At 71.2% G+C, this 15955-nt stretch carries 15 protein-coding genes; 10 read left to right on the forward strand and 5 right to left on the reverse strand.

Annotation, left to right across the window (positions count from 1 at the left end; genetic code table 11):
* Window positions 1-30: 30 nt before the first annotated feature.
* Window positions 31-1689 carry a long-chain fatty acid--CoA ligase gene (locus tag ACFY1J_RS06940; RefSeq protein ID WP_390730805.1) on the reverse strand — a complete coding sequence of 553 codons (1659 nt, stop codon included), beginning with the start codon at window positions 1687-1689 and terminating at the stop codon, window positions 31-33.
* Window positions 1690-1931: 242 nt separating this feature from the next.
* On the opposite strand from ACFY1J_RS06940, the gene ACFY1J_RS06945 reads away from it, so the two are divergent.
* From ACFY1J_RS06945 to ACFY1J_RS06955, 3 genes are all read left to right on the forward strand, one after another.
* Complete coding sequence (locus tag ACFY1J_RS06945; RefSeq protein WP_390707208.1) at window positions 1932-3068, forward strand: GAF domain-containing protein; 1137 nt, start codon at window positions 1932-1934, stop codon at window positions 3066-3068.
* The gene (locus ACFY1J_RS06950; RefSeq protein WP_390707207.1) at window positions 3065-3697 is read left to right on the forward strand and encodes a response regulator; all 633 of its coding nucleotides are present in this window, start codon (window positions 3065-3067) and stop codon (window positions 3695-3697) included. The genes ACFY1J_RS06945 and ACFY1J_RS06950 overlap by 4 nt, the downstream gene beginning before the upstream one ends.
* A gap of 848 nt (window positions 3698-4545) precedes the next feature.
* On the forward strand, window positions 4546-5460 hold the full coding sequence (locus ACFY1J_RS06955) for a HipA family kinase (protein WP_390730806.1): 915 nt from the start codon (window positions 4546-4548) through the stop codon (window positions 5458-5460).
* Between the two features lie 63 nt (window positions 5461-5523).
* On the opposite strand, the gene aceB is transcribed toward ACFY1J_RS06955, so the two are convergent.
* Window positions 5524-7149 (reverse strand): malate synthase A, encoded by a 1626-nt coding sequence (gene aceB, locus ACFY1J_RS06960; RefSeq protein ID WP_390730807.1) that lies wholly within the window; start codon window positions 7147-7149, stop codon window positions 5524-5526.
* A 184-nt stretch (window positions 7150-7333) separates the two neighbouring features.
* A complete protein-coding gene (locus ACFY1J_RS06965; RefSeq protein WP_390707204.1) occupies window positions 7334-7933 on the reverse strand; it encodes an NTP transferase domain-containing protein in 600 nt (199 codons plus the stop codon).
* A gap of 171 nt (window positions 7934-8104) precedes the next feature.
* On the opposite strand from ACFY1J_RS06965, the gene ACFY1J_RS06970 reads away from it, so the two are divergent.
* Together ACFY1J_RS06970 and ACFY1J_RS06975 are read left to right on the forward strand one after the other, a co-directional pair.
* A complete protein-coding gene (locus tag ACFY1J_RS06970; protein ID WP_390707203.1) occupies window positions 8105-8419 on the forward strand; it encodes a DUF5955 family protein in 315 nt (104 codons plus the stop codon).
* A gap of 377 nt (window positions 8420-8796) precedes the next feature.
* The gene (locus ACFY1J_RS06975; RefSeq protein WP_390730808.1) at window positions 8797-8925 is read left to right on the forward strand and encodes a hypothetical protein; all 129 of its coding nucleotides are present in this window, start codon (window positions 8797-8799) and stop codon (window positions 8923-8925) included.
* A 408-nt stretch (window positions 8926-9333) separates the two neighbouring features.
* Here the strand turns inward: ACFY1J_RS06975 and ACFY1J_RS06980 are convergent, their stop codons facing one another.
* Window positions 9334-10116 carry an IclR family transcriptional regulator gene (locus tag ACFY1J_RS06980; protein WP_390730809.1) on the reverse strand — a complete coding sequence of 261 codons (783 nt, stop codon included), beginning with the start codon at window positions 10114-10116 and terminating at the stop codon, window positions 9334-9336.
* Window positions 10117-10390: 274 nt separating this feature from the next.
* Here ACFY1J_RS06980 and allB point away from each other — a divergent pair, with 274 nt between their 5' ends.
* From allB to ACFY1J_RS07000, 4 genes are all read left to right on the forward strand, one after another.
* Window positions 10391-11728 (forward strand): allantoinase AllB, encoded by a 1338-nt coding sequence (allB, locus tag ACFY1J_RS06985; RefSeq protein ID WP_390707200.1) that lies wholly within the window; start codon window positions 10391-10393, stop codon window positions 11726-11728.
* A 39-nt stretch (window positions 11729-11767) separates the two neighbouring features.
* Complete coding sequence (gene alc / locus ACFY1J_RS06990; protein ID WP_390730841.1) at window positions 11768-12907, forward strand: allantoicase; 1140 nt, start codon at window positions 11768-11770, stop codon at window positions 12905-12907.
* A 94-nt stretch (window positions 12908-13001) separates the two neighbouring features.
* A complete protein-coding gene (locus ACFY1J_RS06995) occupies window positions 13002-13628 on the forward strand; it encodes a dihydrofolate reductase family protein (RefSeq protein WP_390707199.1) in 627 nt (208 codons plus the stop codon).
* A 128-nt stretch (window positions 13629-13756) separates the two neighbouring features.
* Entirely contained in the window at window positions 13757-14152 is a 396-nt protein-coding gene (locus ACFY1J_RS07000) for a ribonuclease domain-containing protein (protein WP_390707198.1), read from the forward strand.
* Window positions 14153-14205: 53 nt separating this feature from the next.
* Here ACFY1J_RS07000 and ACFY1J_RS07005 read toward each other — a convergent pair whose 3' ends face one another.
* The gene (locus ACFY1J_RS07005) at window positions 14206-14406 is read right to left on the reverse strand and encodes a hypothetical protein (protein WP_390707197.1); all 201 of its coding nucleotides are present in this window, start codon (window positions 14404-14406) and stop codon (window positions 14206-14208) included.
* A 179-nt stretch (window positions 14407-14585) separates the two neighbouring features.
* Between ACFY1J_RS07005 and ACFY1J_RS07010 the strand changes: the two genes are divergently transcribed.
* The gene (locus ACFY1J_RS07010) at window positions 14586-15842 is read left to right on the forward strand and encodes a histidine kinase (RefSeq protein ID WP_390730810.1); all 1257 of its coding nucleotides are present in this window, start codon (window positions 14586-14588) and stop codon (window positions 15840-15842) included.
* Window positions 15843-15955: the final 113 nt, after the last annotated feature.

A 15955-nucleotide genomic window follows, 5' to 3' on the forward strand; every position in this document is an offset into this window, starting at 1 on the left:
GATGGGTGGATGGTCCTGGACGGGTGCGGCTCACGAGACGATGTCGACGGCCAGCTCCCCGTCCGCGTACTGCTTGCGCAGCGTCTTCTTGTCGAACTTGCCGACGGATGTCTTGGGCACCGCCTCGAGAAGTGCCCAGCGCTCCGGCAGCTGCCAGGCGGCCACCTTGCCGGCGAGGAACCGCCGCAGTTCGTCGTGCGTGGTGCCGCTCCCGTCCCGGAGCACGACCGTGGCCAGGGGACGCTCCCCCCATTTGTCGTCCGGGACCGCGACGACGCATGCTTCGGCCACCGCCGGGTGCGCCATGAGGTGGTTCTCCAGCTCGACGGACGAGATCCACTCCCCGCCCGACTTGATCACGTCCTTGACCCGGTCGGTGAGGGTGAGGAAGCCGTCGGCACTGATCGTTCCGACGTCACCGGTGCGCAGCCAATCGTCGTGGAACTTCTCCGGGTCGTCGTCGAGGTGGTAGGAGCCGGTGATCCAGGGACCGCGCACCTCCAACTCCCCGATGCTCAGCCCGTCCCAGGGCAGAACGGCTCCGTCCTGGCCGATGAGCCTGGCCTCCACCGGTGCCGGGAAGCGGCCCTGGCTGAGGCGGTGGCGCCAGGCGTCCTCTCCTTCGGTGCCCTCGGGGGCGCGGGCCAGGGCGCCCAGCGGCGAGACCTCGGTCATCCCCCAGGCGTGCAGCAGCCGGATGCCCAGCTCGTCCTCGTAGGTCCGCATCAGCGACGGCGGGCAGGAGGAGCCGCCCACGACGGCCTCCTCGAGGCTGGAGATGTCGGCGCCGGGGTGCTGCCGGACGTGGTCGGCCAGGCCCTGCCACACCGTCGGCACGCCTGCGCCCTTGTTGGGGCGGGAGGCGGCGATGAACCGCGCGAGCGGCGCGGGAGCCAGGAACCTGTCCGGCATGACGAGCGAGGCGCCGGTGAGGAAGGCCGCATACGGCAGGCCCCAGGCCTGGGCGTGGAACTGCGGGACGATGGCGAGCAGGCGGTCCCGGGCGGAGATGTTCATCAGGTCCGGCAGGCTGATGCCCAGCGAGTGCAGGTACAGCGAGCGGTGGCTGTAGACGACGCCCTTGGGGTTGCCCGTGGTCCCGGAGGTGTAACACATGGCCGCCGCCTGGTTCTCGTCCAGGTCCGGCCAGTCGTACGACCCTGGCCGCCCCTCCAGCAGCCGCCTGTAGTCATGGACGGTCACCGGGGCGTCGGGCATGAGCGCGGACTCCGCCTCCCCGTTGACGATGACGTGCCGCACCGTGCGCATGTCGGGCAGCAGCGCGGAGAAGACCGGCAGCAGGGAGCCGTCGACGATGACGACCGTGTCCTCGGCGTGATTGGCGATGTAGGTGAGCTGATCGGGGAAGAGACGGATGTTCAGGGGGTGGATCACGGCGCCCATGGCGGGCACGGCGAGGTACGCCTCCAGGTGCTCCTGGTTGTTCCACATGAAGGTGGCCACCCGGTCGCCGTGTCCTACGCCCAGGCCGGCCAGCGCGTGGGCGAGCGCGGCGGCGTTGCGGCCGACGCGGGCGTAGTCGGCGCTACGGGTGCCGGTGCCGGTGCCGGTGCCGGTGGCGGTGACGACCTCACTGCCACCGTGCAGTCTCATACCGTTCTCCAGCAGTCTTCTCACGAGCAGGGGCACGGCCTGCATGGTGCTGGGAATCGGGTGGTGGCTGGGCATGTGCGTGTGTGTTCCTTAGATCTCGATGCCGGTGGGTGCGGCTGCGCCACCTCACCGGCCGCTGCGGCTCGTGCCGCGATTCTGGGCGCCGCACCGGGGCGCGAGTAGCTCCAGGCGGAGATATGAGTCCGGAGGTCTCCATTCGGAGATGGTCAGGGCACTTGCGGCGGGGCAGGATGTGGGACCGGAGTGCGCGCGTTCACTCCTGGTCCGCCGGCGGGAGACGACCTACCATGACGAACGTGTCAGACGGGAGCCGGGACCGGCCACTGCCGAGCGCCCTGTTCGAGCTCACCGAGGGATATAGCCAGGTCCTCGCGCTGCTCGACCAGTCCGTAGCCATGCGCCGGATCGTGGACGACGTTCCCGAGCTGAGCGGGGTGGACGTCGCGTGGGTGGGCGAACCGGACGGGGCCGACCGGCTGGTGCTCGGGCACGTCGTCCACGCCCGCACGCCCGCCGTGGACGGCCTGGTCGTCTCCGCCGGGTGCGGGCTGGGCGGACAGGTGATGCTCCGGCGCCGGCCCCTGTGGGTCAGTGACTATCGCCGCTCCGACACCATCACCCACCACTTCAACGCACAGGCGGAGACCGAGGGGCTCGGTGCGATGATCGCCGTGCCCGTCATCCACGACGACCGGCTGCTGGGCGTCCTCTACGGCGCGAACCGCGAGCCCTCCCTGTACGGCGACCGGACGACCCAGGCCCTGGAACAGGCGGCGAGCCGGGCCGCGGCGGCTGCTGTAGTGGCAGAGCGTGCCCGTCACGCGGCGGAGGTCGCCGTGCACGAGGAACGGCGCCGGCTCGCGCTGGACCTGCACGACACCGTGGGGGCCATGCTTTTCACCTTGGGCACGGGCATCCGCACGCTGGCCGCGGAGCTGCCGACCGGGGACGCCGTGTCGGCACGTCTGGGAGACCTGGAGGAGCAGGCGATCCAGGCGGCCGCCGCGCTGCGCGTGTCCCTGCACGCGCTGCACGCGCCCCCGGAGGAGGTCGCTCTCGGCGTCGCGCTGCGCGGTGACTGCAGGGCCTTCCAGCAGCGTACCGGCGTGATCGCCCGGCTGATCATGGTGACCGAGGTGCCGGGCCTCGCGCCGGGCCGGATCAGGGCACTGACCGATGCGGCGCGGGAGGCGCTGCTGAACGTCGAGAAGCACGCGCGGGCCCGTTCCGTCGTGATGAGCGTGTTCACCCGGTCCGGGGGCGTCTGCGTGACCATCGCCGACGACGGCGTCGGTCTGCCCCCGGAGGGCGGCTCCTCCGGGGGCATCGGCCTGTCCACCATGTCGGAGCGCCTGGAACGGGTGGGCGGCCGGGTCAACGTCGGCAGCAACGAGGACGGCGGCGTGACTGTCCAGATGTGGGTGCCGGCGTGAACGAGCCGACGGTGCGCGTACTGGTCGTGGACGACCACCCCATCGTCCGCGACGGTGTCGCCCTGGCGCTCGGCAACGCCTCCTGGATCACCGTCACCGGGTACGCGAGCTCGGGGCGGGAGGCGATCAGCGAGGCCGAGCGGCTGGTGCCCGACGTAGTCCTGCTGGACCTGCGCCTGCCCGACATGCTCGCCCCCGAGGTCGTCCGGGAGCTGCGGACCCACGTCCCCGGCGTCAAAGTGGTGATCTTCACCGCCTTTCCGGAGCACGCCGCTCTGGAGGAGGCACTCGGCGCCGGAGCGCACGCCGTGGTCGTCAAGGACGCGCAGCGTTCGGATCTGATGGACATCGTCCGCCGGGTCAACGCCGGGGAACGGGTGGTCCGCACCAGTCCGGACCACCTGCTCAGCGTGCTGCTGAACCGAAGGCTCAAGGAGAGCGGCCTGACCCGCCGCGAGTACGAGATTCTGCGCAGGGTGGCGATGGGCGAGACCAACCCGGAGATCGCCGACGTGCTCGGCCTGAGCCGGAACACGGTCAAGACCTATCTCCAGCGGACGCTGGAGAAGCTGGGCGCCCGCAACCGCGTGGAGGTCCTGGCGCGCGCGAGCGAGCGCGGGATCCTCTAGCCCCGGCCCCGGCCCCGGCCCCGGCGCCGCAGGCCCGGCCGCGCGGCATCGCCGCACAGCCCAAGAGCGGAAGTGAAAGGCCCACTTGAGGTGCCCTGCAACCGGCGCCGAAGCAGGCAGTTCTGGCTTCGGCGAGCATGACGGCCGCTTCGCGGGCCTTCGCGATCAGGCTCGCCAGGACGTCACGCCCGTCGGCCAGCAGAACATCGCTCGCCGCCTTCTGCGGCAGGCCGCATGCAGACCGACAGCAGCACACGCGGCGGTCTGGGACGCCGGTACCGGCCGGTCGTACTCGGGTGCGGACTTCGGCAGGGTGAAGTCTTCGGTTGAGCCCGGAGGACGTCGACTGTGCCCGAGGCGTCCTTCGCGTCCGTCGCCAAGTTCAGGCGATCAACGGGAGGTTGTAATGCGCCCTGCCGAAGGGGCCGAGCTCAACCCCGTCGAAGGGGTGTGGTCGCACCTGAAAAGGTCACCTCACCATACACAGCCTCGACCAGCTCACCGCGTTGGTGAAGACGCGGTGGGAGGCGCCGCCGAAGGACGGCTTCCACGTGCTGCGGCACACCTGGGCCTCGATCATGCTGCAAGCAGGGGAGTCGGTGGTGACGCCGGCAGATGGCTCGGGCGCTTCTCCCCGGCTGTCACGCTTGGTTACTATGCTCGCTTCGTGCCGGAGGCCGGAAGCAAGGGACGTACTGCCATTGACGGACTGCTGGGGAGGCAGGGAGACGAGCATGCCAGTCGAAACTCCCCAGATTCTTTCAGGGCTGATCAGGGAGGTTGCCCGGGTGCACCGCGGTGGAGTCGGCCATGGAATGTAAGGCAAGCGCGCTTTGAGGCCTTGGAAGATGCTGAGGCAGATTACTGTAACCCGCTACATCGAACCCCTGCGGTCCGGCGGCTCCGTCCCCGGAGTCGTCGAGGCCGACGACCTCGGCACATACGTCGTCAAGTTCACCGGTTCCGCGCAGGGCCGCAAGGCGCTGGTCGCCGAGGTGATCGTGGGCGAGCTCGCGCGGGCGCTCGGGCTGCGGTTCCCCGAGCTGGTCCTGGTGCACTTCGACCCGGCGATCGCCGACGACGAGCCGCACCAGGAGGTACGGGACCTGCACACCGCGAGCCGGGGCCTCAACCTCGGCATGGACTATCTGCCGGGCGCGAAGGACTTCACCCCGGAGGTCGCGAAGACCTTCGGGGTCGATCCCCTGGAGGCGGGCCGGATCGTCTGGCTCGACGCCCTCACCGTGAACGTCGACCGCACGGTCCACAGCTCCAACCTGATGGTCTGGCCCACCCTCGGCACCGTGCCCCCGCGCCTGTGGCTGATCGACCACGGCGCCGCCCTCGTCTTCCACCACCGCTGGGACGCGTCCGATCCCGCCAAGGCGTACGACTTCCGCCATCACGCCCTCGGGCACTACACGCCCGACACCCGGGCGGCCGACGTGGAGCTGGCGCCCAAGGTGACGGAGGAGCTGCTGCGGGAGATCGTCGCCGAGGTCCCCGACGCCTGGCTGACGGGCGAAGAGGGGTTCACGACGCCGGACGAGGTGCGCAGGGCGTATGTGGACTACCTCCACGCGCGCGTGCGGGCGTCGGCCGCCTGGCTCCCGACCGACTTCCCCACCCGGGAGGAGCTCGCCGCCGAGGAGGCCCGCCGGGCGGCGAGGACCCAGCAGGGCCGTCCGAACTGGCTCAAGCGGGTTCCCGACCTGCACGGCAAGCCGGCGGCGGAACAGGACTGGTCGGCGCACCTCAGGTGAAGTGGGCCGTACGCGACCGAGTGGCCCAGGGGGAGTCCCCGCACCACTCGGAAGGATGAGGTCTCAGCCGGTGAGCTGCTGGTACGCGGGCAGGGTGAGGAAGTCCGCGTAGTCCTCGTCGAGGGCGACCTGGAGCAGCAGATCGTGGGCCTGCTGCCAGTGGCCGGCCGCGAAGGCCTCCTCGCCGATCTCCTCCCGGACGGCGGCCAGTTCCTCGGCGGCGACCTTGCGGGCCAGCTCGGGGGTCGCCGTCTCGCCGTTCTCGAACTCGACGCCCGCGTTGATCCACTGCCAGATCTGCGAGCGGGAGATCTCGGCGGTGGCCGCGTCCTCCATGAGGTTGAAGATGGCGACCGCGCCGAGGCCGCGCAGCCACGCCTCGATGTAACGGATGCCCACCTGCACGGCGTTGACCAGGCCCGCGTACGTCGGCCTGGCCTCCAGCGAGTCGATCGCGATCAGGTCGGCCGCCTCGACGTGCACGTCCTCGCGCAGCCGGTCCTTCTGGTTCGGCCGGTCACCGAGGACCTTGTCGAAGGACTCCATGGCGAGCGGGACCAGGTCCGGGTGGGCGACCCAGGAGCCGTCGAAACCGTCGTTCGCCTCGCGGTCCTTGTCCGCCTTGACCTTCTCGAAGGCGACCTTGTTGACCTCCTCGTCGCGGCGGGACGGGATGAACGCCGCCATGCCGCCGATCGCGTGCGCACCGCGCTTGTGGCAGGTGCGGACGAGGAGTTCGGTGTAGGCCCGCATGAACGGGGCTGTCATCGTCACGGCGTTGCGGTCCGGCAGGACGAACCGGGGCCCGCCGTCACGGAAGTTCTTGACGATGGAGAAGAGGTAGTCCCAGCGTCCGGCGTTCAACCCGGAGGCGTGGTCGCGGAGTTCGTAGAGGATCTCCTCCATCTCGTACGCGGCCGTGATCGTCTCGATGAGCACGGTGGCACGGACGGTGCCCTGCGGGAGGCCGAGGTAGTCCTGCGCGAAGACGAACACGTCGTTCCAGAGGCGGGCCTCCAGGTGCGACTCCGTCTTGGGGAGGTAGAAGTACGGCCCCTTGCCGAGGTCGAGCAGACGCCGGGCGTTGTGGAAGAAGTACAGCCCGAAGTCGACGAAGGCGCCGGGGACCTGGGCACCGTCCGCGTCCACGAGGTGGCGCTCGTTCAGGTGCCAGCCGCGGGGACGCATGACGACGGTGGCCAGTTCCTCGTTCGCCTTCAGGGCGTACGACTTCCCGGACCCGGGGTCGGTGAAGTCGATGTTCCGGGTGTACGCGTCGATCAGATTGAGCTGGCCGACGACCACGTTCTCCCAGGTGGGCGCGGAGGCGTCCTCGAAGTCGGCGAGCCAGACGCGCGCGCCCGAGTTCAGGGCGTTGATGGTCATCTTGCGGTCGGTGGGGCCGGTGATCTCGACGCGCCGGTCGTCGAGTGCCTCGGGCGAGGGGGCGACCCGCCAGGAGTCGTCGGCGCGGATCGCGGCGGTCTCCGGGAGGAAGTCGAGCGTGGAGGTGCGGGCGATCTCGGCGCGGCGCTCCGCGCGGCGGGCGAGGAGTTCGTCACGGCGTGGCGTGAACCGCCGGTGCAGCTCGGCCACGAAGGCGAGCGCCGCGTCGGTGAGGACCTCCTCCTGCCGGGGCAGGGGCTCGGCGTCGACGATGGCCAGCGGAGACGGCGCTGGTGCGGACATGAGCTGTCACTTCCTTCAGCGGTGGCACCGGGTGCCAGTCGTACCGGGTAGGGCTGAGGACGCCCGGGGAGCGGCAGGGCGCTTCTGAACAGTGGATACTAGTTTCCTCATCGTGGAACTTCAATGGTTTGTTGACGTCGAGATTCTCCGGGTCGAGGCAAGGTGGCTCTCGGTGCCATCCTGCTCACTCAAGGTGGATCAGATCCTCGGTGGTGTCGATGTCGTACGGTTCGGCCACGTCGCCGCACTCGACGAGCCGGATCTCCCGCTCGTGCTCCTTCAGATAGGCGCGGGCGCCCCGGTCGCCGGTCGCGGTGCGGGCGATACCGGCCCAGTGGGCGGAGCCGAAGAGGACCGGGTGTCCGCGTACGCCGTCGTAGGCGGCGGAGACCAGGGACCTCTCGTCCTCGTGGGCGGCGAGCACCCGGGCGACCGCCTCGGGGCCGATGCCGGGCTGGTCGACCAGCGAGACCAGGGTCGCGCGGGCGCCCGTACCGGCGAGCGAGTCGAGGCCGGCCCGCAGCGAGGACCCCATTCCCTCGGCCCAGCCGGGGTTGTCCACGAGTACGCAGCCGCTCAGGTCCGCCCGTTCTCGGACCTCGTCGGCCCGGGCGCCCAGCACCACATGGATGCGATCACATCCGGCCGTGCGCAGCACCCCGACCGCGTGCTCCACCAGGGGCCGTCCCCGGTGTTCGAGCAGTGCCTTGGGCCGTCCGCCGAGCCGCCTTCCGCCGCCCGCGGCAAGGAGCAGACCGGCGATCCGGCCTTGGTTGTCCGTCATGTGTCCTGCATACCTGACGCGGGGCGGAGTGCCCGGTTTCGATGGACTGAATTTCGGTCCGCGCAGTGGCGCTCCCCGTACCGGGTGGCGTTTACTGACCCGCGTCGCCCGGCGCCGGACCTACGCCACGGGGCACCAGTGCGCACACGACGGCGTGCGAGGGGGAGGGCTGTGTTGCGGAGCTTGGGGCAGAGGCCAGTGACCGGCAGCGACGAGGACCCGAGAGTGGCGGAACTGCGGACCGCGGTGTCCCGGTTGCGCCGCGAACTCGCCGCGCACCCGGCCGAGTTCCCCGACCGCTGCATAGCCGAGGACGAACTGGCAGCCCTGGCCGCGATGACCTCCGGCGGCATCCCCGAGATACCCCGCCTGCGCCGTTCCCTGCTCCTGATCGCGGGCGCGATCGGCTCGGTCAGCGCACTGGCACGGGGTTTGTCGGAGGTCCGGAACGCGGTGGACTTGTTCGGGGAACCGCCGCGCCGCTGAGGGGTACGCGCCGGCTCCGACCCTGGCGGCAGGGGCGGGGACCCGGCCTCGGGCGGCATTGCCGGGGTACCTCGTCTGTGTCGTTCGCTGCGGGTGATCGCGGGCGCGATCGGTTCGGTGAGGGTGCCGGGGAACCGTCGCGGGCGTTGAGGGGGTCTCGTCCTTGTCGGTTCTGGCCCTGCTGGGGCAGGGCTGAGGGCGAGCCGTCGGCCCCGGCGCGGTCGGGATCGGGTGGTGCACTGGCGCGGGGGTTGTCGGAGGTCCGGGACGCGGTGGGCTTCATCGGGGAGTCGCCGCGGCGCTGAGGGGTGCGCGTCGGCTCTGGCGCTGGTGGGCGGTGCTGGGGACGAGTTGCCGGCCCCGGCGCGGGGTTGTCGGTGGACCTGTTCGGGGGTCACACCGAGAACATCCTCGGCGGCAGCCCCGAGCCCGGCGCGGAGCTCGCCACGCCTCTGAAGGCATTGGCGCACGACTGGTTGCCCGACAGGGTGACCGGGGCGCGGTGATTGCGGCCCCGGCGCCTGCGGAGAACGCTCACGGCGTCCGCCGCCCTCCTTGTGTGGGTGCCGACGCCGACAGGCGATTGGGCGCGCCGGCTGCCGACCGTAGTCCCGCCCCCCGGCCAGGCACCACGAACGGGGACCGGTGGCGGTCGTGCCGCCGACCCCGGCCGGACCGTCGGGCACCGGGGCGGGCCGCTGCTCCTCAGCGGTTGCCGGGGCCGCTTCGAGGCCTTGGCGCCAGTGCGCCCGCAGGAAGGGGGCGGCCCACTGCGGTGCCCCGGCGTCCGGCCCGGTCGGGACGCCGGCGGCTCAGGGTGCGATCTCGCCGACGCCGGTCGCCGCGCTCGTCGGAGGCGCCGGGGAATCGAGGAACCGGACCTTGGCTGCGAAGGGGCCGAACCCCCGGCGGGCTCAGCTTGCCAGGGTCTGGGACAGTTCCGTGGCGATCTGCTGGAGTACCGGCACGATCTTGTCCGTTGCCGATTCCGTGACGCGGCCCGCCGGGCCGGAGATGGAGATGGCGGCGGCCGTGGGGGAGTCCGGCACGGGGACCGCGAGGCAGCGGACGCCGATCTCCTGCTCGTTGTCGTCCACGGCGTACCCGAGGCGGCGCACCTCCTCCAGGGCGGCCAGGAATGCGTCCGGCGTGGTGATCGTCATCTCCGTCGCGGCCGGCATGCCGGTGCGGGACAGGAGGGCGCGCACCTCGTGGTCGGGGACATGGGCGAGCAGCGCCTTGCCGACGCCCGTGGAGTGCGGCAGAACCCGCCGGCCGACCTCGGTGAACATGCGCATCGAGTGCTTCGACGGCACCTGGGCGACATAGACGACCTCGTCGCCGTCCAGCAGCGCCATGTTCGCCGTCTCTCCGGTCTCCTCGACGAGGCGCGCGAGGTAGGGCCGGGCCCACGTGCCGAGCAGCCGGGACGCCGACTCGCCGAGGCGGATCAGGCGCGGGCCGAGGGCGTACCGCCGGTTGGGCTGCTGACGTACATAGCCGCAGACGACCAGCGTGCGCATCAGCCGATGGATCGTGGGCAACGGCAGCCCGCTGCTCGCGGACAGCTCGCTCAGGCCGACCTCGCCGCCCGCGTCGGCCATCCGCTCCAGCAGATCGAAGGCGCGCTCCAGGGACTGGACCCCGCCACCGGCGGACTTGGCGGAGTCGTTGGTGCTGGCGCTGGACGTCGGCACGGCGCGTTCCTTTCGGGACTGGCAGGAAGGGCAGAAGCCTACCCGGCAGTCGGTTGACTCCCTGATCGTGCGTAGCTACGTTCTGCTTGCTGGAATTCTAATTCCGCTTAGTGGAAACGTCCAGAGCAGTGGCGCCGGGTGCGCTGGGTAGAAGTGTGCCTCTTGACGGCGCAGGAGCGGGAGTGAAGACTCCTTCAACAGAACGTTGAATTCCCTTACGTGGCAGTACATCCCGTTTCCGGGAAGCGAGACGGCGGCAGAGAGAGGGGTCCGGGTGTCCGACGCTGAACTGGTGCTGCGCTCGACACGCGTCATCACCCCGGAAGGGACGCGGGCCGCCTCGGTCAGGGTCTCCGCCGGGAAGATCACGGCCGTACTGCCGTACGACGCCGACGTACCGTCCGCGGCCCGCCTGGAGGACCTCGGCGACGACGTCCTGCTGCCCGGCCTGGTCGACACCCACGTGCACGTCAACGACCCCGGCCGCACCGAGTGGGAGGGCTTCTGGACCGCCACCCGCGCCGCGGCGGCCGGCGGCATCACCACCCTCGTCGACATGCCCCTCAACTCCCTCCCGCCGACCACGACGGTCGACCACCTGCGTACCAAGCGGCGGGTGGCCGAGGACAAGGCCCATATCGACGTCGGCTTCTGGGGCGGTGCCCTGCCCGACAACGTCAAGGACCTGCGTCCGCTGCACGACGCCGGCGTCTTCGGTTTCAAGGCGTTCCTGTCGCCGTCCGGCGTCGACGAGTTCCCGCACCTCGACCAGGAGCAACTGGCCAGGTCGATGGCCGAGATCGCCGGTTTCGACGGCCTGCTGATCGTGCACGCCGAGGACCCGCACCACCTGGACGCGGCCCCGCAGCACGGCGGCCCCAAGTACGCCGACTTCCTCGCCTCCCGCCCGCGCGACGCCGAGGACACCGCCATCGCGAGCCTGCTGGCCCAGGCGAAGCGCCTCCACGCGCGCGTGCACGTGCTGCACCTGTCCTCCAGCGACGCACTGCCCCTGATCGCCGCCGCCCGCGCCGAGGGCGTCCGCGTCACGGTGGAGACCTGCCCGCACTATCTGACCCTGACCGCCGAGGAAGTCCCGGACGGCGCCAGCGAGTTCAAGTGCTGCCCGCCCATCCGCGAGGCGGCGAACCAGGACCTGCTCTGGCAGGCGCTGGCGGACGGCACCATCGACTGCGTGGTCACCGACCACTCGCCGTCGACGGCCGACCTCAAGACCGACGACTTCGCCACCGCCTGGGGAGGCGTCTCCGGCCTTCAGCTCAGCCTGGCGGCCGTGTGGACCGAGGCACGCCGGCGTGGCCACGGCCTGGAGGACGTCGTCCGCTGGATGTCGACGCGTACGGCGGCCCTGGTGGGCCTGGCCGAGAAGGGCGCCATCGAGGCCGGCCGCGACGCGGACTTCGCCGTCCTCGCCCCCGACGAGACGTTCACGGTCGACCCGGCGGCCCTCCAGCACCGCAACCGCGTGACGGCGTACGCGGGCAAGACCCTGTACGGGGTCGTGAGGTCCACCTGGCTGCGCGGCGAACGCATCGTCGCGGACGGCGAGTTCACCGAGCCGAAGGGCCGACTGCTGACCCGTACCCCCTGATCCCCCGCATCCGCGGCGGCCGACTCCCGAAAGGAACACCTGATCACCGTGACGGCACAGCGTCCATCTGATCCGGCCGGCTTCACCGGCGACGCGAACCCCTACGGAGGCGGTGACCCGTACGCGGACTACCGCACCGCCGACTTCCCCTTCACCCACCACGCCAACCTCGCCGACCGGCAGCTCGGCGCCGGTGTCATCGCCGCCAACGACGAGTTCTTCGCCCAGCGGGAGAACCTGCTGGTGCCCGAGCGGGCCGAGTTCGACCCCGAGCACTTCGGGCACAAGGGCAAGATCATGGACGGCTGGGAGACGCGTCGCCGCCGCGGGGACTCCGCCGAGCACCCCTGGCCCACCGCCGAGGACCACGACTGGGCGCTGGTCCGCCTCGGCGCGCCCGGTGTCGTACGGGGCATCGTCGTCGACACGGCCCACTTCCGCGGCAACTATCCGCAGGCGGTGTCGGTCGAGGGCACGTCCGTACCCGGTGCCCCGTCCCCGGCGGAACTGCTCGGCGACGACGTGAAGTGGACGACCCTCGTCCCCCGCACGCCCGTCGGCGGCCACGCGGCGAACGGCTTCGCCGTCTCGGTCGAACAGCGTTTCACGCATCTGCGCGTCAACCAGCACCCCGACGGAGGCATCGCGCGCCTGCGCGTGTACGGCGAGGTCGTGCCCGACCCCGGGTGGCTGGCGGCGCTCGGCACCTTCGACGTGGTCGCCCTGGAGCACGGCGGCCGGGTCGAGAACGCCTCCGACCTCTTCTACTCCCCGGCGACGAACACCATCCAGCCGGGCCGCTCGCGCAAGATGGACGACGGCTGGGAGACGCGAAGGCGCCGCGACCGGGGCAACGACTGGATCAGCTACCGGCTGGCCGCCCGGTCCCGGATCCGCGCGATCGAGATCGACACGGCCTACCTGAAGGGCAACAGCGCCGGCTGGGCATCGGTGTCCGTGCGCGACGGCGAGAGCGGCGACTGGCGCGAGATCCTCCCGCGCACCCGCCTCCAGCCCGACACCAACCACAGGTTCGTCCTGCCGGACCCCGCCGTCGGCACGCACGCGCGCGTGGACATCTTCCCCGACGGCGGCATCTCCCGCCTGCGCCTGTTCGGCTCTCTGACGGAGGAAGGAACCGCCGCCCTGGCCGCCCGCCACCAGGAACTGGGCGGCTGATCCCGCCCTCGGGCGGGCGGACCGATGAGTTGCGGGTGCGCCCGGGGTCTGCACTGATGACAAAAGACCCCACCCCAGGAAGAAGGCACCCGACATGGGCAAGCTCGTCTCCACCATGTTCGTCACCCTCGACGGCGTCTACCAGGCGCCGGGCGGCCCCCAGGAAGACACCAGCGGCGGCTTCGAGCAGGGCGGCTGGAGCTTTCCGTACGGCGACGACGACTTCGGCCGGTTCGTCACCGAGGTCTTCGACCGCGTCGGCGCCTTTCTGCTCGGGCGCCGTACGTACGACATCTTCGCCTCGTACTGGCCGAAGATGACCGACCCCGCCGACCCGATCGCGTCCAGGCTCAACGCACTCCCCAAGTACGTCGCCTCCTCGACCCTGACCGCGCCCGGCTGGTCCGGCACCACCGTCATCGGCGGTGACCTCGCCAAGGAGGTCACCGCCCTCAAGGAACAGACGGACGGCGAGCTCCAGGTCCACGGCAGCGGAGCCCTCGTCCGCTCCCTGCTGGCCCTCGACCTCGTCGACACGCTCCACCTGCTGACCTTCCCGGTCGTCCTCGGCGCCGGCCGCCGCCTCTTCGAGGAGGGCGCACCACCCACCAAGTTCCGGCATGCGGGCGGGCGGGTCACCGCTGCGGGCGTCTCCATCCAGACGTACGACTTCGCGGGCCGCCCCGACTACGGCTCGTACGAGCTCCCGGACAACGCCTAGCGCGCTTGTGGGGAGCGCGTGGGGACCGTGGGCCGCAGGTTAACTCCCTGAAAACTCATCTGACTTGAAGGGAAAATCTTCAACTTTGTCATTGACATGCCACTGTCTACGCGCGTCATCATTGCGCCATGAGATTCCCCCCACGAATCACTCGCATCGGCGCCGCGGGCGTCCTCCTGTCCGCCCTCCTCGTCGGCGGTACGGTCACCGCCACCACGGCGGACGCGGCTGCCTCGTCCGTCGGCAGCATCTGCTACAGCGACCTGCCCTCGCAGGCGTACACCACCCTGCGGCTCATCGACCAAGGTGGCCCGTTCCCGTACTCGCAGGACGGGGTGGTCTTCCAGAACCGCGAAGGCGTCCTGCCCAAGCAGACGACCGGCTACTACCACGAGTACACGGTGAAGACCCCCGGCTCCTCCACCCGCGGTGCGCGGCGCGTCGTCACCGGTGAGGAGTACCAGGAGGACTACTACACCGCGGACCACTACGCCACGTTCGACCTGATCGACTTCGGCTGTTGAGCCGGTAGCCGGTTCCGGGAGAACGGTGCGACAGCCGGAGGCCGGGCGGGCGCTCAGTCCGGCCTCCGGCTCTCCGCGGCGGCGAACAGCGCGCACGCCAGCACCACCAGGGCGGCGCTCGCGTACACCTCGTAGCCGTCGAGGAAGCCGAGCCGCTGCACGAGACCCACGTGCCAGTGGGTGAACTCGTGCACCAGGCCCAGCACGCCCTGCACCAGGGCGAGGAATCCGATCAGCTCCAGCAGCTTCTTCATGGCACGACTCTCGCCCCGCGGTCTCCCCCCACGCATCGGCCGCGGGGCGAGTCCCGTCCCGCCGGAGGACGGTCCTCGCGCCGGGGCGGATCACCGAAAGTCCATGGCGTCGCGACTTTGGTCGGCGATCCCGTGCGCGGGGAGACCGCGCGGGCTCGCGCTGCGTAGATTTGTCGACCGTGAGTGGTCACGAGCAGGCGCAGGCGCCGCAGGAGTTCGCGGGACGCCGATGGCTGTTCCCGTCCGCCGTGGTGCACGAACTCGACCCGGACGCCGGGGCCTTGGGGCGGCCGCCGCGGCGCACCGCGCGCGACTGGGTCGTCGACTTCTCCTGCTTCCTGCTGGCCGTCGCCCTCGGCCTGGCCGCCGCGGACACCCTGCGGCACGACCCCCACACCCCGCATGCGCTGGCCGTCGTGGACCAGCTGCTCGGCGTGCTCGCCTGTGCCGCGGTCTGGCTGCGCCGCCGGTGGCCGTTCGGGCTCGCCGTCGCCATGATCCCCGTCGGCTTCCTCTCGAACACCTCGGGCGGTGCCGCTCTGGTCACCCTGTTCACGCTCGCCGTGCACCGCCCCTTCCGGTACGTGGCCTGGGTCGGCGGGATCGGCCTCGCGCTGATGCCCGGCTTCTACTGGCTGCGCCCCGACCCCGACCTGCCGTACGCGGCCGTCGTCACGCTCACCACGCTGATGACCGTCTCGGTCATCAGCTGGGGCCTGTTCGTCCGCTCCAAGAGGCAGCTCATGCTGAGCCTGCGCGACCGCGCCCGGCGCGCCGAGACGGAGGCGCGGCTGCGCGCCGAGCAGGCCCAGCGTCTCGCCCGCGAGGCCATCGCCCGGGAGATGCACGATGTGCTCGCCCACCGGCTCACCCTGCTGAGCGTGCACGCGGGAGCCCTGGAGTTCCGGCCGGACGCGCCCCGCGAGGAGATCGCCAGGGCCGCCGGTGTGATCCGGGAGAGCGCGCACGAGGCACTGCAGGACCTGCGGGAGATCATCGGCGTGCTGCGGACGGGCGACTCCGACGACACCGGCCGCCCCCAGCCGACGCTCGCCGCGCTGGACGCCCTGGTCGCCGAGTCCCGCGAGGCCGGCATGAAGGTCAGCCTCGACAACCGCGTCACCGACCCCGCCGGTGTCCCCGCCTCCGTGGGCCGCACCGCCTACCGCATCGCTCAGGAGGCCCTGACCAACGCCCGCAAGCACGCCCCCGGCGCCGAGGTCACGGTGACCGTCACGGGCGCCCCCGGCGACGGCCTGGCCGTCTCGGTCCACAACCCCGCCCCCGCGTCCGTGCCCCGCCCGGTCCCCGGCTCCGGCCAGGGCCTCATCGGCCTGACCGAGCGCGCGACGCTGGCCGGGGGCCGGCTGGAGCACGGGCCCACGGCGGACGGCGGCTTCGAGGTGCGGGGGCGGCTGCCGTGGGGCGCGGCGTGACGCCGTGGAGCGTGCTCCGCGCGCGGGCCGGCACGAACGCCGCCGTGCGGTGCCGTACGACCGTGATGTGCTGCCCCGCAACCGTGATTCGCCGTCCTGCAACCGTGATTACG

Source organism: Streptomyces sp. NPDC001406, assembly GCF_042895285.1.
In the GTDB taxonomy this organism is placed as follows: Bacteria; Actinomycetota; Actinomycetes; order Streptomycetales; family Streptomycetaceae; genus Streptomyces.

Bases quoted from the DNA above. Each gene is read 5' to 3' on its own strand.
- ACFY1J_RS06955 (WP_390730806.1), top strand. From the start codon at position 4,546: ATGCTGAGGCAGATTACTGTAACCCGCTACATCGAACCCCTGCGGTCC.
- aceB (WP_390730807.1), bottom strand. From the start codon at position 7,149: ATGTCCGCACCAGCGCCGTCTCCGCTGGCCATCGTCGACGCCGAGCCC.
- ACFY1J_RS07000 (WP_390707198.1), top strand. From the start codon at position 13,757: ATGAGATTCCCCCCACGAATCACTCGCATCGGCGCCGCGGGCGTCCTC.
- ACFY1J_RS06940 (WP_390730805.1), bottom strand. From the start codon at position 1,689: ATGCCCAGCCACCACCCGATTCCCAGCACCATGCAGGCCGTGCCCCTG.
- ACFY1J_RS07005 (WP_390707197.1), bottom strand. From the start codon at position 14,406: ATGAAGAAGCTGCTGGAGCTGATCGGATTCCTCGCCCTGGTGCAGGGC.
- ACFY1J_RS06965 (WP_390707204.1), bottom strand. From the start codon at position 7,933: ATGACGGACAACCAAGGCCGGATCGCCGGTCTGCTCCTTGCCGCGGGC.
- ACFY1J_RS06995 (WP_390707199.1), top strand. From the start codon at position 13,002: ATGGGCAAGCTCGTCTCCACCATGTTCGTCACCCTCGACGGCGTCTAC.